The sequence below is a fragment of the Streptomyces sp. NPDC025273 genome, assembly GCF_040638585.1.
GTDB classification, from domain to species: Bacteria; Actinomycetota; Actinomycetes; order Streptomycetales; family Streptomycetaceae; genus Streptomyces; species Streptomyces cinereorectus.
Genome location: NZ_JBEZYP010000008.1, coordinates 245,336 through 267,958, shown reverse-complemented (window position 1 = coordinate 267,958; position 22,623 = coordinate 245,336). Strand labels below are relative to the sequence as shown.

At 71.1% G+C, this 22,623-nt stretch carries 21 protein-coding genes; 7 read left to right on the top strand and 14 right to left on the bottom strand.

Annotated elements, in window-relative coordinates; translation table 11 throughout:
• Nucleotides 1-119 precede the first annotated feature (119 nt).
• Nucleotides 120-1,172, top strand: a complete 1,053-nt coding sequence (locus AB0F38_RS16400) for a helix-turn-helix domain-containing protein (protein ID WP_361892847.1) — start codon at nt 120-122, stop codon at nt 1,170-1,172.
• Between the two features lie 16 nt (nt 1,173-1,188).
• Nucleotides 1,189-2,073 carry a hypothetical protein gene (locus AB0F38_RS16395; protein ID WP_361892844.1) on the top strand — a complete coding sequence of 295 codons (885 nt, stop codon included), beginning with the start codon at nt 1,189-1,191 and terminating at the stop codon, nt 2,071-2,073.
• Between the two features lie 247 nt (nt 2,074-2,320).
• Here the strand turns inward: AB0F38_RS16395 and AB0F38_RS16390 are convergent, their stop codons facing one another.
• From AB0F38_RS16390 to AB0F38_RS16380, 3 genes are all read right to left on the bottom strand, one after another.
• The gene (locus AB0F38_RS16390) at nt 2,321-2,515 is read right to left on the bottom strand and encodes a hypothetical protein (RefSeq protein ID WP_361892842.1); all 195 of its coding nucleotides are present in this window, start codon (nt 2,513-2,515) and stop codon (nt 2,321-2,323) included.
• 110 nt (nt 2,516-2,625) lie between these two features.
• Complete coding sequence (locus tag AB0F38_RS16385; protein ID WP_361892840.1) at nt 2,626-3,408, bottom strand: isoprenyl transferase; 783 nt, start codon at nt 3,406-3,408, stop codon at nt 2,626-2,628.
• 172 nt (nt 3,409-3,580) lie between these two features.
• Nucleotides 3,581-4,738 (bottom strand): acyl-CoA dehydrogenase, encoded by a 1,158-nt coding sequence (locus AB0F38_RS16380; RefSeq protein WP_361892946.1) that lies wholly within the window; start codon nt 4,736-4,738, stop codon nt 3,581-3,583.
• 174 nt (nt 4,739-4,912) lie between these two features.
• On the opposite strand from AB0F38_RS16380, the gene AB0F38_RS16375 reads away from it, so the two are divergent.
• A complete protein-coding gene (locus tag AB0F38_RS16375; protein ID WP_361892837.1) occupies nt 4,913-6,256 on the top strand; it encodes a UDP-glucose/GDP-mannose dehydrogenase family protein in 1,344 nt (447 codons plus the stop codon).
• 205 nt (nt 6,257-6,461) lie between these two features.
• Nucleotides 6,462-6,824 carry a VOC family protein gene (locus AB0F38_RS16370; protein WP_361892834.1) on the top strand — a complete coding sequence of 121 codons (363 nt, stop codon included), beginning with the start codon at nt 6,462-6,464 and terminating at the stop codon, nt 6,822-6,824.
• A gap of 36 nt (nt 6,825-6,860) precedes the next feature.
• Here AB0F38_RS16370 and AB0F38_RS16365 read toward each other — a convergent pair whose 3' ends face one another.
• The 3 genes from AB0F38_RS16365 to AB0F38_RS16355 are packed head-to-tail and all read right to left on the bottom strand — an operon-like array spanning nt 6,861 to nt 9,734.
• Nucleotides 6,861-8,054: a dipeptidase gene (locus AB0F38_RS16365; protein WP_361892832.1), complete on the bottom strand. Its 1,194-nt coding sequence runs from the start codon at nt 8,052-8,054 to the stop codon at nt 6,861-6,863.
• Between the two features lie 7 nt (nt 8,055-8,061).
• Complete coding sequence (gene purE / locus AB0F38_RS16360) at nt 8,062-8,598, bottom strand: 5-(carboxyamino)imidazole ribonucleotide mutase (RefSeq protein WP_361892829.1); 537 nt, start codon at nt 8,596-8,598, stop codon at nt 8,062-8,064.
• Nucleotides 8,595-9,734, bottom strand: coding sequence for a 5-(carboxyamino)imidazole ribonucleotide synthase (locus AB0F38_RS16355; RefSeq protein WP_361892826.1), 1,140 nt, complete (start codon nt 9,732-9,734; stop codon nt 8,595-8,597). Before AB0F38_RS16355 ends, purE begins: the two co-directional genes overlap by 4 nt.
• Nucleotides 9,735-9,898: 164 nt before the next feature.
• Between AB0F38_RS16355 and AB0F38_RS16350 the strand changes: the two genes are divergently transcribed.
• The gene (locus AB0F38_RS16350) at nt 9,899-10,417 is read left to right on the top strand and encodes a GtrA family protein (protein ID WP_361892823.1); all 519 of its coding nucleotides are present in this window, start codon (nt 9,899-9,901) and stop codon (nt 10,415-10,417) included.
• Nucleotides 10,418-10,456: 39 nt separating this feature from the next.
• On the opposite strand, the gene AB0F38_RS16345 is transcribed toward AB0F38_RS16350, so the two are convergent.
• Entirely contained in the window at nt 10,457-11,722 is a 1,266-nt protein-coding gene (locus tag AB0F38_RS16345; RefSeq protein ID WP_361892820.1) for an ATP-binding protein, read from the bottom strand.
• A gap of 15 nt (nt 11,723-11,737) precedes the next feature.
• A complete protein-coding gene (locus AB0F38_RS16340; protein WP_361892817.1) occupies nt 11,738-12,415 on the bottom strand; it encodes a response regulator transcription factor in 678 nt (225 codons plus the stop codon).
• A gap of 487 nt (nt 12,416-12,902) precedes the next feature.
• Here AB0F38_RS16340 and AB0F38_RS16335 point away from each other — a divergent pair, with 487 nt between their 5' ends.
• Nucleotides 12,903-14,393 carry an oligopeptide:H+ symporter gene (locus AB0F38_RS16335; protein WP_361892814.1) on the top strand — a complete coding sequence of 497 codons (1,491 nt, stop codon included), beginning with the start codon at nt 12,903-12,905 and terminating at the stop codon, nt 14,391-14,393.
• A 129-nt stretch (nt 14,394-14,522) separates the two neighbouring features.
• Here the strand turns inward: AB0F38_RS16335 and AB0F38_RS16330 are convergent, their stop codons facing one another.
• Together AB0F38_RS16330 and AB0F38_RS16325 are read right to left on the bottom strand one after the other, a co-directional pair.
• Complete coding sequence (locus AB0F38_RS16330) at nt 14,523-15,014, bottom strand: ATP-binding protein (RefSeq protein WP_361892811.1); 492 nt, start codon at nt 15,012-15,014, stop codon at nt 14,523-14,525.
• A 201-nt stretch (nt 15,015-15,215) separates the two neighbouring features.
• Entirely contained in the window at nt 15,216-15,584 is a 369-nt protein-coding gene (locus tag AB0F38_RS16325; protein ID WP_361892808.1) for an STAS domain-containing protein, read from the bottom strand.
• Between the two features lie 293 nt (nt 15,585-15,877).
• Between AB0F38_RS16325 and AB0F38_RS16320 the strand changes: the two genes are divergently transcribed.
• Nucleotides 15,878-16,819: an RNA polymerase sigma factor SigF gene (locus AB0F38_RS16320; RefSeq protein WP_361892805.1), complete on the top strand. Its 942-nt coding sequence runs from the start codon at nt 15,878-15,880 to the stop codon at nt 16,817-16,819.
• Nucleotides 16,820-16,945: 126 nt separating this feature from the next.
• On the opposite strand, the gene hutI is transcribed toward AB0F38_RS16320, so the two are convergent.
• The 4 genes from hutI to hutU all read right to left on the bottom strand — a co-directional run bounded on the left by hutI (nt 16,946) and on the right by hutU (nt 22,480).
• A complete protein-coding gene (gene hutI / locus AB0F38_RS16315; protein ID WP_361892802.1) occupies nt 16,946-18,118 on the bottom strand; it encodes an imidazolonepropionase in 1,173 nt (390 codons plus the stop codon).
• Between the two features lie 32 nt (nt 18,119-18,150).
• The gene (locus tag AB0F38_RS16310) at nt 18,151-19,518 is read right to left on the bottom strand and encodes a formimidoylglutamate deiminase (RefSeq protein WP_361892799.1); all 1,368 of its coding nucleotides are present in this window, start codon (nt 19,516-19,518) and stop codon (nt 18,151-18,153) included.
• On the bottom strand, nt 19,509-20,723 hold the full coding sequence (locus tag AB0F38_RS16305; protein WP_361892796.1) for an allantoate amidohydrolase: 1,215 nt from the start codon (nt 20,721-20,723) through the stop codon (nt 19,509-19,511). The genes AB0F38_RS16310 and AB0F38_RS16305 overlap by 10 nt, the downstream gene beginning before the upstream one ends.
• A 95-nt stretch (nt 20,724-20,818) precedes the next feature.
• Nucleotides 20,819-22,480, bottom strand: a complete 1,662-nt coding sequence (gene hutU, locus AB0F38_RS16300) for a urocanate hydratase (RefSeq protein ID WP_361892793.1) — start codon at nt 22,478-22,480, stop codon at nt 20,819-20,821.
• Between the last annotated feature and the right edge of the window lie 143 nt (nt 22,481-22,623).

The following is a 22,623-nucleotide window of genomic DNA, read 5'->3' as shown; positions in this document are numbered from 1 at the left end:
ATTTGGCACGGGTTGCCGGGCATATGCTCGCCCCGACCACCACAGACATGAGACGGCCCCCGGCCGGGACTACGAATCCCGGTCGAGGGCCTGACCACCGAGGAAGTAGAGGCTTCCCGATGGATACCCAGCAGATTACCGCGCCCCCGTGCGCCCAGCCCGTTGCTTACAGGGGCTCGACACCGTCGTCCGGTGTCATCCACAGCAACGTCCGGCACGCCGCGGGCTTCACCGTCGTCGGCAACCATCTCGCCCAGCACCGCGGCCTCTCCCTCGTCGCGGTCGGGCTCGCCGTGCACATCCAGTCGCTGCCCGCCGGAGCGAAGATCGGCATCAAGCGCCTCGCCGAACGCTTCCCGGAGAGCGAGACCCGCATCGCCGCCGCCCTGCGGGAACTCGAAGCGACCGGCTACCTGCACCGCAGTCGCGAACGCCTCGCCGACGGCCGCATCGTGACGCGCACGGTTTCGTGCAACCAGCCGGGCGCCGACGCATCAACCACCGCGTCCACCACCGCAACGCCTCTGCGTCGGGCCACGCGCCCGCCCGTGTGCCCACCGCGTGGGCCCGATCCCGTCCCGGAGCCCGCCCCGGCCCCCGTACCGCAGGCCCCACGGGCACCACGGCCGCCCGAGCCGCAGCCCCTCACCACACCGCAGCCGCAACCCCGGTCCGCTCCGGTGTCACCGATGCCCGTACCCGCGCCGCAGCCGGCCCCGATCCGCCTACCGCTCCCCACCGCACGCACGGCACCGCCCGCACCGCTCCCGCAACCGCACACGCTCACCCCGGAACTTCAGCGGACGGCCGCCGCAGTCCTCGCGGACCTGCGTCGTCACACGCCCCAACTCAGCCTCACCGAGGCCGACATCCACACCCTCACCCCCGGTGTCGCCGCCTGGCTGGAACGCGACGCCCACCCGGACACCATCCGCCACGCCCTCACGACCGACCTGCCGGTCCCCGTGAAGCACCCGGCGAAATTCCTGCGCCACCGCATCACCACCCTCCTGCCGCCCCCGCTCCCCGGTGCCCAGGACCTCGCGCCGCCCGCCCGCCCCGGCGCGATCGTCATCCCGCTCCAGAACTGCAACCGCTGCGACCGCGCCTTCCGCTCACGCCACCCCGGCCACTGCCGCGACTGCCGTGTCAACCTGTCCACAGCCGCCTGATCCCGAACGGAACCCCATGGTCAGCGCACCGCACGAAGCGATGCACCGCGTCTTCCAGGAATACCCGAGCCTGTTCACCAGCGTGTCCTCAGCACTGGGCGTCACCTTCCCGCCCGGCACCTCCGCGAAGGTCATGACCACCGACCTCACCGAGAACCGGCCGCTGGAACGGCGTGTCGACACCCTCCTGCGCATCGAGACCGAGAACGACGGGCCCTTCCTCCTCGCCGTCGAAGCCCAGGGCAGAAAGGACCCCGACAAACCGGCCAGCTGGGCCTACTACCTCGCCCACCTCCTGGAGAAGTACCGGCTCCCCACCACCCTGCTCGTCGTCTGCCAGGACCGCGGCACCGCCGCATGGGCGGCCCGCCCCGTCCCCCTGGGCGCACCGCAGTGGCCGGCCCTCACCCTCCGCCCCCTCGTCGCCGGACCCCACAACATGCCCGTCATCACCGACGTGGCCGAGGCCCGCAAGGACCCGGCCTTCACCACACTGGCTCTCATCACACACGCCGACGATCCGGACATCGGTGCCATACTGAAAACGCTGTCGACCACCCTGCGGGACACGCCGGAAAGCATCGCGAACCCGCTCATCGAACTCACCGCACAAGGCCTGGGCAACCGCCCCGCCGCACGACAATGGAGGAACCTGGTGGCCGTGGACCTCTCCTTCTACACCTCACCCCTCTCCGAGGAAATCCGGGACGAAGGCCGGGCCGCAGGCCGAGCCGCAGGCCGGGCCGAAGACATCCTTCGGTTGCTCGAACTGCGGGGCGTCGCCGTCCCCCACGAGGCCCGCGAGAAGATCGCCGGCTGCGACGACCTGCACCTCCTGGACCAGTGGTTCGGCCGCGCCGTCACCGCCACCGCCGCCCAAGACGTCTTCACCGAGGAGTAACCCCCTCCCGGCGAACCAGCCTGGCGTCATCGAGCGCGGCCGGGCCGCCACATACAGGGGCGCGGCCACCCGAACTTCCCGGAGCGCGCACCGGCACGGCGGGCTCGGCTCCCGCGGGTTGCACAGCGGCGGCCGAGGAAGGAAGGGAGCCGCCCGCGGAGCTCGTCGTGAGCGGCCCGACAAGCTCCACCCTGCCCGTCAGGCTCACCAGCGGTACGCCATCGACGTCATACGCTCCGCCCGCACCTCACTGCTCATCGCCAGTTTCGCCGCCCACGGCATCGCCGAGATCGTCGCAGAGCTCCGAGCCGCCGTCGGACGGAACGTCCGGATAGACCTGCTTCTCGAAGAATCGACCTCCTCCGCCCGCGCCTTCGGTCCTCTCGGAGACAGTATGCGGATCTGGCACCGCACGGAGGGAAGCGCCCGCAGCAGTCTGCACGCGAAGGTGATCGCCGCCGACCGTACGGCCCCGGCATGTCACGGGTGAGGGACCTCGGTGCGTCGCGGCCGGGCGTCAGCGGGCGGTCGTCCGCCGGACCGGCGCTGCGGTCACTTGCCGAACCGGCGCTGCCGGCCGGCGTACGAGCGGATCGCGCGGAGGAAGTCCACACGGCGGAACGCCGGCCAGTAGCAGTCCACCCAGTGCATCTCGGCGTACGCGGACTGCCACAGCAGGAAGCCCGAGAGCCGCTGCTCGCCGGAGGTCCGGATGATGAAGTCGGTGTGGTCGGCGGTCGGCGAGTACAGGTGCCGGGAGATGTCCTCGACGTCGAACCGCTCGGCCAGTTCGGCGGGGTCGCCACCCGCCGCGATGTGCGTGGCGAAGGCGCTCTTGACCGCGTCGACGATCTCCCGTCGGCCGCCGTAGCCGACCGCGATGTCCACCTTGAGCCCGCCGCGCCCCGCCGTCGCGGCGGTGGCCTCCTTGAGGACCTCGGCGGTGGCTCCGGGCAGCAGGTGGAGCGATCCGATCACCTGGACCTCCCAGGGACGGCCCGCGGCCGTGATGTCCTGGACGGTCTCCTTGATGATCTCGATCAGTGGGCCGAGCTGTTCGGCGGGGCGCCCGAGGTTGTCGTCGGAGAGCATGAAGAGGGTCACACGCTCGATTCCGGCGGCCGAGCACCAGTCCAGGAACTCGGTCGCCTTGGCGCCGCCCGCCCGGTACCCCTCCCGGAGATCCGTGTGGCCCGCCTGCCGGGCCCAGCGCCGGTTGCCGTCGAGCATGATCCCGACGTGCTGAGGGCGCGGCAGCCCCACCAGGGTGGCGGCCAGCCGGCGCTCGTACACCGCCTCTATCGGCCGCCGGAGGAACAGCGGGAGCAGCTTCACGAACCAACTCCATCACGTTGCGGTTAGCCTCCGCGGACCCTATCAGCGGCGTCCCGCACTCCGCGAAACCCCCTGACTGCGGTGCCGCACACGCCACTTGGCCCGACGCCGGACCGACAGCCACGGCCCCCGGCGGCAGCCGGGGGCCGTGACACGAGCCGCGCGAACGCCGTTACGGCAGGTTGCGGGCCATGACGATGCGCTGGACCTGGTTCGTCCCCTCGTAGATCTGGGTGATCTTGGCGTCGCGCATCATGCGCTCGACCGGGTAGTCCCGTGTGTAGCCGTAGCCGCCGAGCAGCTGGACGGCGTCGGTGGTGACCTCCATGGCGACGTCGGAGGCGAAGCACTTGGCCGCCGCACCGAAGAAGGTGAGGTCGCCGTCGAGGCGCTCGGACTTGGCCGCCGCCGCGTAGGTGAGCTGGCGGGCCGCCTCCAGCTTCATGGCCATGTCGGCGAGCATGAACTGGATGCCCTGGAAGTCGCCGATCGGCTTGCCGAACTGCTTGCGCTCCTGGACGTAGCCCTTGGCGTAGTCGAGGGCGCCCTGGGCGATGCCGAGGGCCTGGGCCGCGATCGTGATGCGGGTGTGGTCCAGGGTCTTCATCGCGGTGGCGAAACCGGTGCCCTCCTCGCCGATCATGCGGTCGGCGGGGATGCGGACGTTGTCGAAATAGACCTCGCGCGTCGGGGAGCCCTTGATGCCGAGCTTCTTCTCCGGGGCGCCGAAGGAGACGCCCTCGTCGGACTTCTCGACGACGAACGCCGAGATCCCCTTGGAACGCTTCGTCGGGTCGGTCACGGCCATGACCGTGTAGTACTCGGAGACGCCCGCGTTGGTGATCCAGCGCTTCACGCCGTTGAGGACCCAGAAGTCGCCGTCGCGGACGGCCTTGGTCTTCATGCCCGCCGCGTCGGAGCCGGCGTCCGGCTCGGACAGGGCGTACGAGAACATCGCGTCGCCCTTGGCGAGCGGGCCCAGGTACTTCCTCTTGAGGTCCTCGGAGCCGGAGAGGATCACCGGGAGGGAGCCCAGCTTGTTCACGGCCGGGATCAGCGAGGAGGACGCGCAGGCGCGGGCCACCTCCTCGATCACGATGACCGTGGCGAGCGCGTCGGCGCCCGCCCCGCCGTACTCCTCCGGGACGTGGACCGCGTGCAGGTCGGAGGCGACCAGGGCGTCCAGCGCCTCCTGCGGGAAGCGGCCCTCCTCGTCCACCTCGGCGGCGAACGGAGCGATCTTCGCCTCGGCGAGCGCACGGATCGTCTCGCGGAGCATGTCGTGCTCCTCGGCCGGACGGTAGAGGTCGAAGTCGGTCGTACCCGCCAAGACGTTCACTCCCCAAGGATGCTAACTACTGTTAAGTAACCCAATTTTAGTGTCCAGGGCCCGGCCAGGCATACGGGCGGGGCACGTGAGCTTGCCGACAGCCGCAAAACGGCGGTTCCAGGGGCCCGGATATGCTCGGCTCCGCACGTCTGTCCGCATCGTTCAGGAGCACCCATGGCCCTCAGGATCACTGTGATCGGCACCGGCTACCTCGGCGCCACCCATGCCGCGGCCATGGCGGAGCTGGGCTTCGAGGTCCTCGGGCTCGATGTCGTGCCCGAGAAGATCGAGATGCTCTCCGCGGGCAGGGTGCCGATGTACGAGCCGGGGCTGGAGGAGATCCTGCACAAGCACGTCGCGGGCATCGAGGGCTCCAGCGGGCGGCTGCGCTTCACCACCTCGTGGGAGGAGATCGGCGCCTTCGGCGACGTGCACTTCGTCTGTGTGAACACCCCGCAGAAGCACGGCGAGTACGCCTGCGACATGAGCTACGTGGACAGCGCCTTCGAGTCGCTGGCCCCGCAGCTGACGCGGCCCGCCCTGGTGGTCGGCAAGTCCACCGTGCCGGTGGGCTCCGCCGCCCGGCTCGCGGCGCGGCTGGCCGAGCTCGCACCGGCGGGTACGGACGCGGAGCTGGCCTGGAACCCGGAGTTCCTGCGCGAGGGGTTCGCGGTGAACGACACGCTGCACCCGGACCGGATCGTCGTCGGGGTGGAGAGCGAGCGGGCCGAGAGGCTACTGCGCGAGGTGTACGCCGGGCCGGTCGGCGAAGGGTCGCCGTTCGTGGTGACGGACTTCCCGACGGCCGAGCTGGTGAAGACCTCGGCGAACTCGTTCCTGGCGACCAAGATCTCGTTCATCAACGCGATGGCGGAGGTCTGCGAGGCCGCCGACGGCGACGTGGTGAAGCTGGCCGAGGCGATCGGCCACGACGAGCGGATCGGCAAGAAGTTCCTGCGGGCCGGGATCGGCTTCGGTGGGGGCTGCCTGCCCAAGGACATCCGGGCCTTCATGGCGCGCGCCGGTGAGCTGGGTGCCGACCAGGCGCTGACGTTCCTGCGCGAGGTCGACTCCATCAACATGCGGCGGCGCGGCCACATGGTGGAGCTGGCCCGTGAGGCCGTCGGCGGCGGGTCGTTCCTCGGGCAGCGGGTGGCGGTGCTGGGCGCGACGTTCAAGCCCGACTCGGACGACGTACGCGATTCGCCGGCGCTGAACGTGGCGGGGCAGATACATCTGCAGGGAGGCCAGGTCACGGTCTTCGATCCGAAGGGCATGGACAACGCCCGGCGGCTCTTCCCGACGCTCGGCTACGCGGACACCGCGCTGGACGCGGTGCGCGGGGCGGACGTGGTGCTGCACCTGACGGAGTGGCGCGAATTCCGCGAGCTGGACGCGGCCACCCTGGGCGAGGTCGTGGGGCGGCGGATCATCCTGGACGGCCGCAACGCGCTGGATCCCGCGGTGTGGCGCGACGCGGGGTGGACGTACCGGGCCATGGGCCGCCCGAAGGCCTGAGTGCCTCGGCGGCCCTCGGCCTCGCACGCCTCCGGCCGCGCCCAGGTGCCGTCGGCCGCGGCTCACCCCGGCAAGCGGTCCGGCGGGTTCGGTCGCGGGGCGCGGCTGCCCTCGGCATCCCTCTGCGGGAGCATGGGGTGACGGTCGCCCGTTGACGAGCTTCAGGGGTGACCCCGTCCGGAAACCAGCAGAAGGAGCAAGCGTCATGGCTTTCGCCTCAGTGGGTGCCGTCGTCCTGGACTGCCCCGATCCCGTCGCACTGGCAGGTTTCTACGCCGAGCTGCTCGGCGGAACGATCGAGGACGACGGCGAGGGCTGGGTGGACCTGAAGACCGGCACGGGGGCGCACCTGGCCTTCCAGGCCGCGCCCGGTCACGTACCGCCGCGGTGGCCGAGCGCGGACGGCTCGCAGCAGTTCCACCTGGATCTGGGTGTCGAGGACCTGGATGCCGCGGAGCGGAAGGTGGTCGCACTGGGCGCCACCGTGCTGGACGCGGAGGACCGGGCGCGGGCCTGGCGCGTGTACGCGGATCCGGCCGGGCACCCGTTCTGTCTGTGTGTGTCCTAGCGGGGGCGGGGGCAGCGTGCGGACGCTGCCCCCGCCTCACACCGCCGGGCCGTCCAGGTCGCCGATCGTCGCGTGGGAGGGGCCGTACCGCGCGCTGAGGTCACGGGACACCGCTTCCGCGTCACGCAGGACCCGTACCGCGTTCCGCCAGGTCAGCTTGGCGAGGTCGGTCTCCGACCAGCCGCGGGTGAGCAGCTCGGCGATCAGGTGCGGGTAGCCGGAGACGTCCTCCAGGCCCTCGGGCAGGAACGCCGTGCCGTCGTAGTCGCCGCCGATGCCGATGTGGTCGATCCCGGCGATCTCGCGCATGTGGTCGAGGTGGTCGGCGATCGTCGCCACCGTGGCCAGGGGGCGCGGATGGGCGGCCTCGAAGTCCGCGTGGACCCGCATCGCGGCCGGGGTGGTGTCGAGGTGGTGCAGGCCGTGCTCGCGCATGTTGCGGTCGGCGGCCAGCGTCCACGTGACGGCCGCCGGGAGGACGAACTTCGGTACGAAGGTCGCCATCGCCACACCCCCGTTGGCGGCGAGCATGCGCAGCACGTCGTCGGGGATGTTGCGCGGGTGGTCACAGACCGCGCGGGCGGAGGAGTGCGAGAAGATCACCGGCGCGACGGAGACGGCGAGCGCGTCACGCATCGTGGTGGCCGCCACGTGGGAGAGGTCGACCAGCATGCCGACGCGGTTCATCTCCCGCACGACCTCACGGCCGAACTCCGACAGGCCGCCGGCCCGCGCGGTGTCCGTCGCCGAGTCCGCCCAGTCGGTGTTGTCGTTGTGCGTCAGCGTCATGTAGCGGACGCCGAGGGTGTGCAGGGCGCGCAGGGTCCCCAGCGAGTTGTTGATGGAGTGGCCGCCCTCGGCACCCATCAGGGAGGCGATACGGCCTTCGGCCCGGGCCTTCTCCATGTCGTCGGCGGTCAGCGCGCGCCGCAGGTCCATCGGGTGCCGGGCGAGCAGCTCGCCGACGACGTCGATCTGTTCCAGCGTGGCGCTGACCGCGTGGTCGCCGGTCAGCCGGGTGGAGACGTAGACGGACCAGAACTGCGCACCGACGCCGCCGGCCCGCAGACGAGGGATGTCGGTGTGCAGCACGCCGGTCTGGTCGGTGGCGATGTCACGGGCTTCCAGGTCGTAGCCGACCTGCTCGCGCAGCGCCCAGGGGAGGTCGTTGTGGCCGTCGACGACGGGGTGGTCGGCGAGGAGCAGCCGGGCGCGGTCCAGATGGTCCATGGGGTGCCTACTTCCCGAAGCCGAAGGAGTCCGCGCCCTCGACCTTGGCGCGCAGACGTTTGCCCTTCTCCGTGGCCTGGTCGTTCAGCTCCTGCTGGAAGTCCTTCATCCGGGCCAGCAGCTCGCCGTCGTGTGCGGCGAGGATGCGGGCGGCGAGCAGGCCCGCGTTGCGCGCGCCGCCGACCGAGACGGTGGCGACCGGGACTCCGGCCGGCATCTGCACGATGGAGAGCAGGCTGTCCATGCCGTCCAGGTACTTCAGCGGTACGGGCACGCCGATGACGGGGAGCGGGGTCACGGAGGCGAGCATGCCGGGCAGGTGGGCCGCTCCCCCGGCGCCCGCGATGATCGCCTTCAGGCCGCGGTCCGCCGCCTGCTCGCCGTACGCCACCATCTCGCGCGGCATGCGGTGGGCGGAGACGACGTCCACCTCGTAGCGGATCTCGAATTCGTCGAGCGCCTTCGCGGCGGCTTCCATGACGGGCCAGTCGGAGTCCGAACCCATGACGATGCCGATGACGGGGGCGGTACCGGGGGAAGTCATTCGGTGATTGTTCCTCGCAGGTAGTCGGCCGCGTGCCGGGCGCGCTCCCGCACGTCCGCCAGGTCGTCGCCGTAGGTGTTGACGTGTCCGACCTTGCGGCCGGGCTTCACGTCCTTGCCGTACATGTGGATCTTGAGCTGGGGATCGCGGGCCATGCAGTGCAGGTACGCCTGGTACATGTCCGGGTAGTCGCCGCCGAGGACGTTGCACATGACCGTCCAGGTGGCGCGCGGGCGCGGGTCGCCGAGCGGGAGGTCGAGGACGGCCCGCACGTGGTTGGCGAACTGCGAGGTGACCGCGCCGTCCTGGGTCCAGTGCCCGGAGTTGTGCGGGCGCATCGCCAGTTCGTTCACCAGGATGCGGCCGTCGCGGGTCTCGAACAGCTCGACCGCGAGGTGGCCGACCACTCCGAGCTCCGCGGCGATCCGCAGCGCGAGCTGCTGGGCCTCGCCGGCCAGCCGTTCGTCCAGCCCGGGGGCCGGGGCGATGACCGTGTCGCAGACGCCGTCGACCTGGATGGACTCGACGACCGGGTAGGCGACGGCCTGGCCGTGCGGCGAGCGGACGATGCCAGCCGCGAGCTCCCGCACGAAGTCGACCTTCTCCTCGGCGAGCACGGGCACACCGGCACGGAAGGGCTCGGCGGCGTCCGCCTCGGAGCGGACCACCCACACGCCCTTGCCGTCGTAGCCGCCGCGGACCGTCTTGAGGATGACGGGGAAGCCGCCGGCCTCCTCGGCGAAGGCGGCGACGTCGGCCGCGTCCGTCACGATGCGGTGGCGGGGGCAGGGCGCGCCGATCTCCGTGAGCTTCGCGCGCATCACCCCCTTGTCCTGGGCGTGCACCAGGGCGTCGGGGCCGGGGCGGACGGGGACGCCGTCCGCCTCCAGGGCCCGCAGATGCTCGGTCGGCACATGCTCGTGATCGAAGGTGATCACATCGCAGCCGCGCGCGAAGGCGCGCAGCGTCTCCAGGTCGCGGTAGTCGCCGACGACGACTTCGCTCACCACCTGGGCGGCCGAATCCTGAGGGGTGTCACTGAGGAGCTTGAACTTGAGGCCGAGGGGGATACCCGCCTCGTGGGTCATACGGGCGAGCTGACCGCCGCCGACCATGCCGACTACCGGGAACGTCACGCCCCCAGGGTATCGGGCGCGCGGAAGATCCCCTCACCCTCTCCCGGCCGTTCCCCGGAAAGGGGTGCACGTCACGCCGCACGGCCTGCTCACGGGCATCACACGGGAGGGCTGGTTAGCATGGCCGGGTTGACGGAACCGGACCGACGGGACGAGCGATCACCATGAGCGAACGGGGCGCACTGCGGGCCCGGCTTGATCTGCTGGCCCGGGAGGTCGCCAAGTTCGGCGCGGTCGGCGCGTTCGGCCTGGTCGTGAACATCCTCGTCTCCAACCTGATCTGGCGCACGACGGACATTCCGGTGGTGCGGGCCGGTCTGATGGGGACGGTCGTCGCCATCCTCTTCAACTACGTCGGCTTCCGCTACTGGACCTACCGGGAGCGCGACAAGAGCGGGCGGACCCGGGAGCTGACACTGTTCCTGCTGTTCAGCGCCGCCGGGGCGCTGATCGAGACGGGCGTGCTGTACGTGGCGACGTACGGCTTCGGGTGGAACAGCCCGGTCCAGAGCAATGTCTTCAAGATCCTCGGCATCGGGATCGCCACGCTGTTCCGCTTCTGGTCGTACCGCACCTGGGTCTTCAAGGCGCTGCCCGCCGAGGAGGCCCTGCTGAACGCGGAACGGTTTCTGGAGCAGCGACGACCCGCCGACGAGGTAGCCCCCGGCACCGTGCGCCGCTGACGTGACGGGCCGGCCCCCGCGAGCGCGGGGGCCGGGCGCTCAGCGCACCGGGCGTTCCGGTTCCTTGCGGGTGGGGGCGACCCTGCTGAGGAAGAGGGCGAAGACCGGAGGCTGCTGCTGCAGCAGTTCGAGCCGGCCGCCGTCCGCCTCCGCGAGGTCCCGGGCGACGGCGAGGCCGATGCCCGTGGAGTTGCGGCCGCTGATGGTCCGTTCGAAGATCCGCGCCCCGAGGTCGGCGGGCACCCCGGGCCCCTCGTCGGTCACCTCGACGACGATCTGGTTGCCGGTGACGCGGGTGCGCAGCGCGACGGTGCCGCCGCCGTGCATCAGTGAGTTCTCGATCAGGGCGGCCAGCACCTGGGCGACCGCGCCGGGAGTGCCGACGGCCCGCAGCCCGTGCTTCCCGGAGCAGACGACGGCGCGGCCCGCGCTTCGGTAGGCCGGGCGCCATTCCTCCAGCTGCTGCTTGACGACCTCGTCGAGGTCGAAGACGACGGCGGAGCCGGTGCGCGCGTCACGGGCGTTGGTCAGCAGCCGCTCCACCACGTCCGTGAGCCGCTCGACCTGCGTGAGCGCGATGCTCGCCTCCTCCTTCACCGTGTCCGGGTCGTCGGTGGAGTAGATCTCCTCGATCCGCATCGAGAGCGCGGTCAGCGGGGTGCGCAGCTGGTGCGAGGCGTCCGCGGCGAGGCGCCGTTCGGCGGTCAGCATCCGGGCGATCCGCTCGGCGGAGGCGTCCAGGACATCGGCGACGCGGTCCAGCTCGGTGACCCCGTACCGCTTGCGCCGGGGGCGCGGGTCGCCGGAGCCGAGGCGTTCGGCGGTCTCGGCGAGGTCGGTGAGCGGCGAGGTCAGCCGGTTGGCCTGGCGTACGGCCAGGAGTACGGCGGAGACGATCGCGAGGAGCGCCACCGCGCCGATGATCAGCAGGGTCCGGCCGACCTCGCGGGTGACGGCGGAGCGGGATTCCTCGACGGTGACCTTCTCGCCCTGCTCCCCCGTCTCGGAACTGCTGATGACGCTGTCCGTGGGACGTTCGCCGACCTCGATGGGGGCCCGCCCCGGGATCTCGACGCGTGCGTAGCGGTCGGGGCCGACCTGTTCGGACAGCACGGCGGGGGTGATCCGCTCCGCACCCAGCAAGCGGCTCTCGACGACACTGATCAGCCGCAGCGCCTCGGAGTCGACACTCTCCTGGGCGCTGTTGCTGATGGTGCGGGTCTCGACGATGACGAGGGAGACGCCGAAGACGGCGATCACCACGAGCACCACGGCGAGCGTGGAATTGATCAGTCGGCGGCGCATGACTGTTTCTGTACGTCAGCTCTTCTCGAACCGGAAGCCGACGCCCCGGACGGTGGCGATGTAACGGGGATTGGCCGCGTCGTCGCCGAGCTTCTTGCGGAGCCAGGAGATGTGCATGTCGAGGGTCTTCGTGGAGGACCACCAGGTGGTGTCCCAGACCTCGCGCATCAGCTGGTCGCGTGTGACGACCCGGCCGGCGTCCCGGACGAGGACCCTGAGCAGGTCGAATTCCTTCGCGGTGAGCTGGAGTTCCTCCTCGCCCATCCAGGCGCGGTGCGACTCGACGTCGATCCGCACGCCGTGGGTGGCGGGCTGCGGGGCGGGCTCGGCTGCGCCGCGGCGCAGCAGGGCGCGGACCCGGGCGAGGAGCTCGGCGAGGCGGAAGGGCTTGGTGACGTAGTCGTCGGCGCCGGCGTCCAGGCCGACCACCGTGTCGACCTCGTCGGCGCGGGCGGTCAGGACGAGGATCGGTACGGCGTGACCGTCGGCGCGCAGCCGTCTGGCGACTTCCAGGCCGTCCATCCCGGGCAGCCCCAGATCGAGCACGACCAGGTCGACGCCCCCCTGGAGTCCGGCGTCGAGCGCGGTCGGACCGTCCTCCCGGACCTCGACCTCGTAACCCTCACGACGCAGGGCGCGGGCCAGTGGCTCCGAGATGGACGCGTCGTCCTCGGCGAGCAGTACACGGGTCATGCAGTGATGGTAGTCCGCACGGGGCGCCCGAGGTGAGGTGCTCGCCAAGCCCTGCGGGACAGGGATACGAATCGGCCACCCACCTTCGAACATGCGACCGCAAGCCCGTTGTCACCTGTGATCCATCTCTCAAGTCCTTTCATATCCCCGTGTGTCGTGTCGTATGGTTGCTCGACGCCTGTTGCACCACCGAAGGACCTTTGGGCAGCTTTGAGCGCCAAGGGTCTCTTTTGTGTGCGAGCCGGTTCCCGCCGGCTCTGACCAGTGAATGACCTATGGGCCGGGCCCGGAGCGCGAGGAGCGCACCGGGCGTGGATCCCGGTGCGGTCGGTCCCCGAGTCCGCCCCCGCTCCCCCACGGAGCCGGTGACCGGACCGAGCTCCCCTTGAGGCGTCGGGGGTGGGGCGCGGCCGTGCCGGTGCCGGCTACCCCCCACCGGGCGCGTACCACCCCTGCGGTGACGCGTCCCGACCAGCAAGGATCGATCATGGCGTCCAGCCTGACGAAGGACCCGGCCAGTACGACTGGTCCGGAGAAGACCTTCTTCGGCCACCCCCGCGGCCTGGCCACTCTCTTCATGACCGAGATGTGGGAGCGCTTCAGCTATTACGGCATGCGCGCCCTTCTCCCGCTCTACCTGATCGCTCCCAACGGGCTCGACATGAACCCGGGCACGGCCACCGCGATCTACTCGGTCTACCTGTCGCTGGTGTACCTGCTCGCCATGCCCGGCGGCTGGTTCGGCGACCGGGTCTGGGGTCCGCGCAGGACCGTCGCGATCGCCGGCGGCACGATCATGCTCGGCCACCTGACGCTGGCGCTGCCCTCCGAGGGCACGTTCTTCGCCGGTCTGGGCCTGGTGGCGATCGGTTCCGGTCTCCTGAAGTCCAACATCTCGACGATGGTCGGCCACCTGTACGACGGCCCGGACGACCCGCGCCGCGACGGTGGCTTCACGATCTTCTACATGGGCATCAACCTGGGTGCCTTCGCCGCGCCCCTCGTCATCGGCACCATCGGCGAGAACGTCGACTGGCACCTGGGCTTCGCCATCGCCGCACTCGGCATGGGGCTGGGTGTCGCCCAGTTCCTGCTCGGCACGCGCCACCTGAACGAGCGCAGCCTGATCGTCCCGAAGCCGCTGAGCGCCGTCGAGCGGGCCTCGACCCTGCGCAAGGCCATGATCTGGATGGCCGTCGCGGCCGTCTTCTACATCGGCACGGTCGTCACCGGCGTCTACACGCTGAACTGGCTGCTGGTCCCGATCACGATCGCGGGTCTGGTCATTCCGGTGCTGGTCCTGACGCGTATCAAGCGCGACAAGGAGCTCAGCGACACCGAGCAGGCGAAGATGTCCGGCTACATCTGGTTCTTCGTGGCCGCCGCCATCTTCTGGATGATCTACGACCAGGGCGGTTCGACCCTGGCGATCTTCGCCGACTCCTCGGCCGAGAACTCGGTCCTCGGCTGGGACTTCCCGGTCTCCTGGTACCAGTCGGTCAATCCGGTCCTGATCATGGCACTGGCCCCCGTCTTCGCCGCTTTCTGGATGGCGCTGAACCGGCGGGGCAAGGAGCCCAGCACGATCGTGAAGTTCAGCTCCGGCCTGGTGCTGGTCGGTGCGTCGTTCTTCCTGTTCCTGCTGCCGCTGACGATCGCGGGCGACGGCCACAAGGCCGCCGCGATGTGGCTGGTCGCGATCTACTTCGTGCAGACCGTCGCCGAACTGACGCTCTCCCCGGTCGGCCTCTCGGTCACCACGAAGATGGCTCCGGCCAAGTACGCCAGTCAGATGATGGGTGTCTGGTTCCTGGCGGTCACCGCCGGGGACTGCACCACGGGCCTGCTGTCCATCGCGGGTGTCGAGCTCAACGGCACCGGGGTGGTGGCGCTCCAGGCCGCCCTCGCGGTGGCCGCGGGTGTCGCGATCTTCATGTACCGCGGCAAGGTCAAGACGCTCATGGGCGACGTTCGCTGAGGCGGACGCCCGCCCGTACGCGGGGCCGTCGCACCGGTCCGGTGCGACGGCCCCGCGTCGTTTTCCGGGCGGGTACGGAAAAAGAGCGCGCCGGTCACGGCGCGCTCCCGGGGAGGACGGGGAGCGGGGCTACGCGGGCGCCGCGAGCTCCGCCCAGACGGTTTTGCCCGGCTCGTCCGGCGTGCGCGTGACGCCCCAGTCCAGGCAGAGCCGCTGCACGATGAACATGCCGTGCCCGCCGGGCCGTCCCGCGCGGTGCGGGGTGCGCGGGGCGGGCTGGCCCGCGCCGCGGTCGGTGACCTCGACGCGCAGCACCTTGGAGGAGCAGGCGATGCGGAGCTCCTCGGGGCCGTCCGCGTGCAGGCAGGCGTTCGTGACGAGCTCGGAGACGACCAGCAGGACGTCCTCGGCGGCGGCCCGCCGGTCCGCGCCGGTCGCCGGGAGCCAGCCCCAGTCGTGCAGGGCCTGCCGGGCGAAATCACGGGCCGTCGGCACGATGCCGCCGGCCTGCCGCAGCGAGAGCGTGCGCCACTGCCGGTCCGCAGGTACGGCAGAGGCAGCGCCCGTACCGTCCGGCTCGCGGCCGAGGCCGCCCGGCGGATGTTGCCGGGTGGTGCTCATCAGCGCTTCACCTCACCGATTCACCGTGTTGCCATCGAAACAGATACTGGTCAGATACAGAGTGTGCGCGGTCCAGGACCCCGACGGGGTGTCTCCTGCCCTGCCGGATCGGGACGACACCCACTTCGGCTACGCCACGAGCGTGACGTGAGCGGGATGCGTGGCGTCCGGGACCGGACCCGCGCACGGGAAGGGCCGCTGTCAGGTGCGCAGAGCGTCTTCGAGCGAGGCGTGAACGGTGAAGACCGTCTCCGCCCCCGTGATCTCGAAGACACGGGCCACCACGGGCAGCATTCCGGCCAGATGAACCCCTCCTCCGGCCGCCTCGGCCTTCAGTCGGGCCCCGAGCAGCACATTGAGCCCGGTGGAATCGCAGAACTCGAGCCGTGAGCAGTCGACCACCAGGCGCGTACGCCCTTGCTCGACCGCACTGTCCAGCGGCTCGCGCAGCAGATCGGCGGTGTGGTGATCAAGCTCGCCCACCGGCGTCACGACCTCGCTGAGCCCCTCGGTCCGGGCCTCGACCTCTAGCCGACCCCGGTTCGCACTGCCGACCGTCCCGCGGTCCATGCCCGATTCCTCTTCGCCGTCCGTCACTGTCCGCACACCCTGTGCACGGCCGTCTTCGTGGCTTCCGCCGACGTGCGTAAAACATTACGCGTTTCCCTCGCCACACGGTAGTCAGAGAACTCAACAAAGCGGACATACATGGCCATTTGGAGCTTGTGACTCGTGGCTCGGACCGGGTAAGGGTAGAGGGGACATCACCACCCGGACATTCGATCGGCTTCGGAGGCGCCGCTTCACCGCAGGAACACGTAGGGGCATCGGCAGCCATATGCCGAGAACGATGGAGGAGAACCATGTCACCCCGGCTCGACGTACCGCGTACCCACCTCGCGACGTCGGCATGTCCTCAGGGACCGACCGATTCCGACTCCCCCGCCGGGCGCGCCGTACCCGGCCCGCACGGCGAGAGCACCGACGACCTTCCGGGCGAGCTGGAGGGACTCCCCGAGATCCCGCCCTACGCCGAAGTCGGCGCCATGGACGCCAGGGCGCTGTCGAAGACCCTTTTCGCGCGGCTCGCAGCCCTTGAGGAGGGCACCCACGAGTACGCGTACGTCCGCAACACCCTCGTCGAACTCAACCTGGCGCTGGTCAAGTTCGCCGCCTCCCGGTTCCGCTCGCGCAGTGAGCCCATGGAGGACATCGTCCAGGTCGGCACGATCGGCCTGATCAAGGCGATCGACCGCTTCGAGCTCAGCCGGGGCGTCGAGTTCCCGACGTTCGCGATGCCGACCATCATCGGCGAGATCAAGCGCTTCTTCCGCGACACCAGCTGGTCCGTGCGCGTCCCGCGCCGTCTCCAGGAGCTGCGGCTCGACCTCGCCAAGGCGGGCGACGAGCTGTCCCAGCAGCTGGACCGCGCACCCACCGTGGCCGAGCTGGCCGAGCGCCTCGGCATCCCCGCCGACGAAGTGGTCGAAGGCATGGCCGCGAGCAACGCGTACACCGCGAGCTCCCTGGACGCCAAGCCCGAGGACGAGGACGGCGAGGGCGCGCTCGCGGACCGCCTGGGCTACGAGGACCACGGACTCGAAGGAATCGAGTACGTCGAGTCCCTGAAGCCCCTGATCGCCTCGCTGCCCACGCGCGACCGCACGATCCTCTCCCTGCGGTTCGTCGCCAACATGACGCAGTCGGAGATCGGCGAGGAGCTCGGCATCTCGCAGATGCACGTGTCCAGGCTGCTCTCCCGGACGCTGGTCAAGCTCAGGAAGGGCCTGACCGTGGAGGAGTGATCCGGCTTCCCGGGCACCGGCCCGTACGTCGTCGCGGAAGGACCCGCCCCACCGGGCGGGTCCTTCCGCGTTGTTGACGACACGCCACGGACCGGCCGATGGCGGGCAGGCGCCGTCGCCCGGGGGTCACACGACCCGTTCGCCGCGCTGCCACACCGCCTGGGCCAGCGGGACCCCCGGGCGGTAGGCGAGGTGGACGTGGCTCGGCGCGTCGAGGAGCAGGAGGTCGGCACGGGCGCCCGGCGTGATGCGGCCGATGTCGGTGCGGCGCAGCGCGGCGGCGCCGCCGGCCGTGGCGGACCAGACCGCTTCGTCGGGGGTCATGCCCATGTCCCGTACGGCGAGGGCGATGCAGAACGCCATGGAGGAGGTGAACGAGGAGCCCGGATTGCAGTCCGTGGACAGGGCGACCGTGGCGCCCGCGTCGAGCAGGCGGCGGGCGTCGGGCCAGACCGCGCGGGTGGAGAACTCGGCGCCGGGGAGCAGGGTGGCGACGGTGTCGCCCTGCCCGAGTGCGTCGAGGTCGGCGTCGGTGAGATGGGTGCAGTGGTCGGCGGACGCGGCGTCGAGTTCGACGGCGAGCTGGACTCCGGGGCCGTGGCCGAGCTGATTGGCGTGGACACGGGGGTGCAGACCCCTGGCCATCCCGGCGGTGAGGACGGCGCGGGCCTGGTCGCCGTCGAAGGCACCCTGCTCGCAGAAGACGTCGATCCAGCGGGCGTACGGGGCACAGGCGTCCAGCATCGGTCCGGTGACGAGGTCCACGTAGCCGGCCGGGTCGTCGGCGTAGTCGGGCGACACGATGTGGGCGCCGAGGTAGGTGACCTCCTCGGTGTGACGGGCGGCGACGCGCAGGGCGCGGGCCTCGTCCTCGACGGTGAGGCCGTAGCCGGACTTGGTCTCGCAGGTGGTGGTGCCCTGCCGGAGCGCCTCGGCGAGGTAGCGGGCGACGTTGGCACCGAGCGCGTCGTCGGAGGCGGCGCGGGTGGCGGCGACGGTCGTGCGGATGCCTCCCGCCGTGTAGGGGAGGCCGGACATGCGGGCGTTGAACTCCTGGGTCCGGTCGCCGGCGAACACCAGGTGGGAGTGGGAGTCCACGAAGCCGGGGACCATGGCCCGGCCGCCCGCGTCGACGGCGTTGTCGGTGGCGGGTGCTTTGCTTGACGCACCGGTCCAGACGATGCGGTCGCCGTCGATGACGACGGCCGCGTCGCGGATCAGGCCCAGGGGGGTCCCGTTTCCGAGGGAGGGGTCGTTCGTGACCAGGCAGGCGATGTCGGTGATGGCGGTGGTCGTCATGCTGGGGCAGCTCTCGTCGATGTGGTCGGGTGTCAGCCGTGCAGTGCGGCGATGGCCTCCGCGAGTGCCGAGGGCACGTCCTCGACCTGTGTGTGACGGCCGTCGCGGACGATGTGCCGCCCTGCCACGACGGTGTGCCGCACATCCGCCGCGGAGGCGGCGAATACGGCTGCTACGGCTGCCAGCCGGGGCGCCGGCCCGGCTGTTCTGACGGAGTCCAGCGCGACGGTGGTGAGGTCGGCGGGCGCTCCCGGTTCGAGGGTGCCCGCGTCGGGGCGGCCGAGGGCGGCGTGCCCGTCCGCGGAAGCCGCCCTGAGCAGGGCGGCCGCGGTCCAGTGGCCGCGTACGTGGGTGCGGAGCCGCTCGTTGAGCTCCATGGCCCTGGCCTCTTCGAAGAGGTCGATCACGGCGTGGCTGTCGCTGCCCAGCGACAGTGGGGAGCCGGCGCGCTGGAGGGCGGCGGCGGGGCCGATGCCGTCGGCGAGATCGCGTTCGGTGGTGGGGCACATGCAGGTGCCGGTGGCGGAGTTCCCCAGCAGCTCGATGTCCTCGGCGGTGAGGTGCGTGTTGTGGACGCCGGTGGTGCGCGGGCCGAGGACCCCGTGGTCGGCGAGGAGCCGGGTGGGGGTGCGTCCGTGGGCGGCGAGGCAGGCCTCGTTCTCGGCGGTCTGCTCGGAGAGATGGACGTGGAGCGGCGCTTCCCGTTCCTCGGCCCACCGCACCACGGTGGCCAGCTGACCGGCCGGGACTGCGCGTACGGAGTGGATGGCGGCGCCGATCAGCGCATGGTCGGCGCCCTTGAGGAGGGAGGCGCGCTCGGCCCAGGCGTCGGCGGTGGTGTCGGAGAAGCGGAGCTGGTGCCGGTTGGGCTTCTCGCCGAATCCCGCGGCGAGATAGGCGGTGTCCAGCAGGGTGATGCGGATGCCCGCCTCGCCCGCTGCCGCGATGAGCGCCTCGCCCATCGCGTTCGGGTTGTCGTAGGGCGTGCCGCCGGGCGCGTGGTGCAGGTAGTGGAATTCGCCGACGGAGGTGATGCCGGCCAGGGCCATTTCGGCGTACGTGGCGCGGGCCAGGTCGAAATAGGTGTCGGGGGTGAGCCGGGATGCCGCCCGGTACATCAGCTCGCGCCACGTCCAGAAGGTGCCCGATCCCACCTGGACCGTGGAGCGCAGGGCCCGGTGGAAGGCGTGCGAGTGGGTGTTGGCCAGCCCGGGGAGGGTCAGACCGCGCAGGGCGGTGGCGCCGGGGGGCGGTGCGTCGATGCCCGTGCGGACACCGACGATACGTCCCGCGGCCACGTCCAGGGTGACGCCCGGCTCGACGTGCGTGCCGAGCCATGCGTGGGACATCCAGTAGGTGGCGGTGACCGGTGTGCCCGTGGGTTGCGCTGTCAGCTGCACGCGAGACCTTCCAGTACGTCGGCGAGTGCGATCACCCCGGCCATGCAGTCGTCCTCGGCGGCGTGCTCGGCCGGCGAGTGCGAGATCCCGGTGGGGTTCCGTACGAACAGCATGGCGGTCGGCACGGAAGCGGACAAAATACCCGCATCGTGCCCGGCTCCCGTGCCGAGGACGGGCACGGTGCGTCCCGCTTCGTCAGGGCCGCGCTTCCCCAGCACCCGGCAGATCTCGTCGCGCAGGGCGTGCTGGAACTCCACGACGGGCGTGAAGGACTCCCGTACGACGTCGAGATCGGTCCCGGCCCGCTCGGCGTGCTCCCGGGCGGCCCGCTCGACGCCGTCGACGACGGCGTCGAGGGTGGCCTGGTCGGCGGCCCGCGCGTCGAGCCAGCCACGCACGAGGGAGGGGATCGCGTTGACCCCGTTCGGCTCGACGGCGACCTTGCCGAAGGTCGCGAGACCCCCGGCGAGCCGTGCCTCCCGCCGGGCCGCCAGGACGGTCTCCGCGTACGTGAGCATCGGATCGCGGCGGTCGGCGAGCCGCGTGGTGCCGGCATGGTTGGCCTCGCCCCGGAAGTCGAACCGCCAGCGGCCGTGCGGCCAGATCGCGGAGGCGACCCCGACCGGGTCCCCGCTCAGGTCGAGGGCACGCCCCTGCTCGACATGGAGCTCGACGAACGCGCCGATACGGGCGAGCCGTTCGGGGTCGGGTCCGAGGGTGTCGGGGTCGTGTCCGGCGGCCTCCATGGCCCGCGGCAGCGGGACGCCGTCGCCGTCGCGGAGCAGACGCGCCTTCTCGGCGGTCAGCTGCCCCGCGGCCAGCCGTGACCCGACGCAGGCGAGCCCGAAGCGGGCGCCTTCCTCGTCACCGAAGTTGGTGATGGCGAAAGGCCTGGTGAACTGCGCCCCCCTGCGGCGGAGTTCGTCGAGGGCGGCGAAGGAGGACACCACACCGAGGGGACCGTCGAAGGCGCCCCCGTCCGGCACGGAGTCGAGATGCGACCCGGTGACGACGGCGTCCCCGGCGAGCGGATCGCCGAGCCAGGCCCACTGGTTGCCGTTCCGGTCGGCCTCGTAGCCGAGCCCGCGTGCCTCGGCCTGTTCCCGGAACCACTCCCGGCACTCGCCGTCGGCCCCGGTCCAGGCATACCTGCGGTACCCGCCGCTGTCCGCGTCCCGCCCGATGGGCGCGAGGTCCCGCCACATGTCCTGGAAGGAGGGCGGCGGACTCCCGCCCGCCGGTCTCGCGGGACCGCGCCCGTCGGCCGTTCTCCCGGGACCGCGACCGTCGGCCGGAAACGTCACTGTCCCCCCTCCGCCATGGGGACCCGCACACCCTGCTCGGAGGCGACGGACTCCGCGATGTCGTACCCGGCGTCGACGTGCCGGATGACGCCCATGCCCGGGTCGTTCGTGAGCACCCGGCGGATCTTCTCGCCCGCCAGCTTCGTGCCGTCGGCGACGGTGACCTGACCCGCGTGGATGGAACGCCCCATCCCCACGCCGCCCCCGTGGTGCAGGGACACCCAGGACGCCCCCGAGGCCACGTTGACCATGGCGTTCAGCAGCGGCCAGTCGGCGATCGCGTCGGACCCGTCGAGCATGGCCTCGGTCTCGCGGTACGGCGAGGCGACCGAACCGCAGTCCAGGTGGTCGCGTCCGATGGCCAGCGGCGCGGCCAGCTCCCCGCTCGCGACCATGTCGTTGAACCGCTCCCCCGCCTTGTCGCGCTCGCCGTATCCCAGCCAGCAGATCCGGGCGGGCAGCCCCTGGAAGTGGACGCGCTCGCCGGCCATCCTGATCCAGCGGTGCAGCGACTCGTTCTCCGGGAAGAGTTCAAGCATCGCCCTGTCCGTCTTGTGGATGTCGGACGCCTCGCCCGACAGCGCCGCCCACCGGAACGGCCCCTTGCCCTCGCAGAAGAGCGGCCGGATGTAGGCGGGCACGAAGCCAGGGAAGTCGAACGCCCGCGTGTACCCGGCGAGCTGGGCCTCGCCCCGGATCGAGTTGCCGTAGTCGAAGACCTCGGCCCCCGCGTCCATGAAGCCGACCATCGCCTCGACGTGCGCGGCCATCGACTCACGGGCGCGCTGCGTGAAGTCGGCCGGCTTCTCGGCCGCGTACGAGGCCATGTCGTCGAATTCCACGCCGGCCGGCAGATAGGCGAGCGGGTCGTGCGCGCTCGTCTGGTCCGTGACGATGTCGACCGGGGCGCCCTCGGCGAGCAGCCGGGGCAGCAGCTCCGCCGCGTTGCCCAGCAGGCCGATGGAGAGCGGGCGCCGCGCGTCGCGCGCCTCGACGGCCAGCTGGAGCGCGTGCGCCGGCGAGTCGGCCCGGACGTCCAGGAAGCCGTGCTCGATCCGGCGCTCGATGGCGCGCGGGTCGCAGTCGATACAGAGGGCCACGCCGTCGTTCATGGTCACGGCCAGCGGCTGGGCGCCGCCCATGCCGCCGAGCCCGGCCGTCAGCGTGATGGTGCCCGCCAGCGTGCCGCCGAACCTCTTCGCGGCCACCGCGGCGAACGTCTCGTACGTGCCCTGGAGGATGCCCTGCGTCCCGATGTAGATCCAGGAACCGGCGGTCATCTGGCCGTACATGGTGAGCCCGAGGGCCTCCAGCCGGCGGAATTCCTCCCAGTTGGCCCAGTCGCCGACCAGGTTGGAGTTGGCGATCAGGACGCGCGGCGCCCACTCGTGGGTCTGCATGACGCCGACGGGCCGCCCGGACTGCACGAGCATCGTCTCGTCCTGCTTCAGGGTCCGCAGCGTACGGACCATGGCGTCGAAGGACCGCCAGTCGCGGGCCGCCTTGCCCGTGCCTCCGTAGACGACGAGCTTGTCCGGGTGCTCGGCGACCTCGGGGTCGAGGTTGTTCTGCAGCATGCGGAGGGCGGCCTCCTGCTGCCATCCCAGGGCGCTCAGTTCCGTACCGCGCGGTGCCCGTACGGGGCGGGGTCCTGACATGGGAAATGCCTCCTCGCGACTGCTGCTACGACCGTTGCCGACAACTGTTCCTTTTTCTATTCACATCCTGTCGCCATGAATACTCCTAGTCAACAGGGCGTGGGCCAGGCAGTTGCCGGCGGGCCGACGCACCCCCGGTCGCG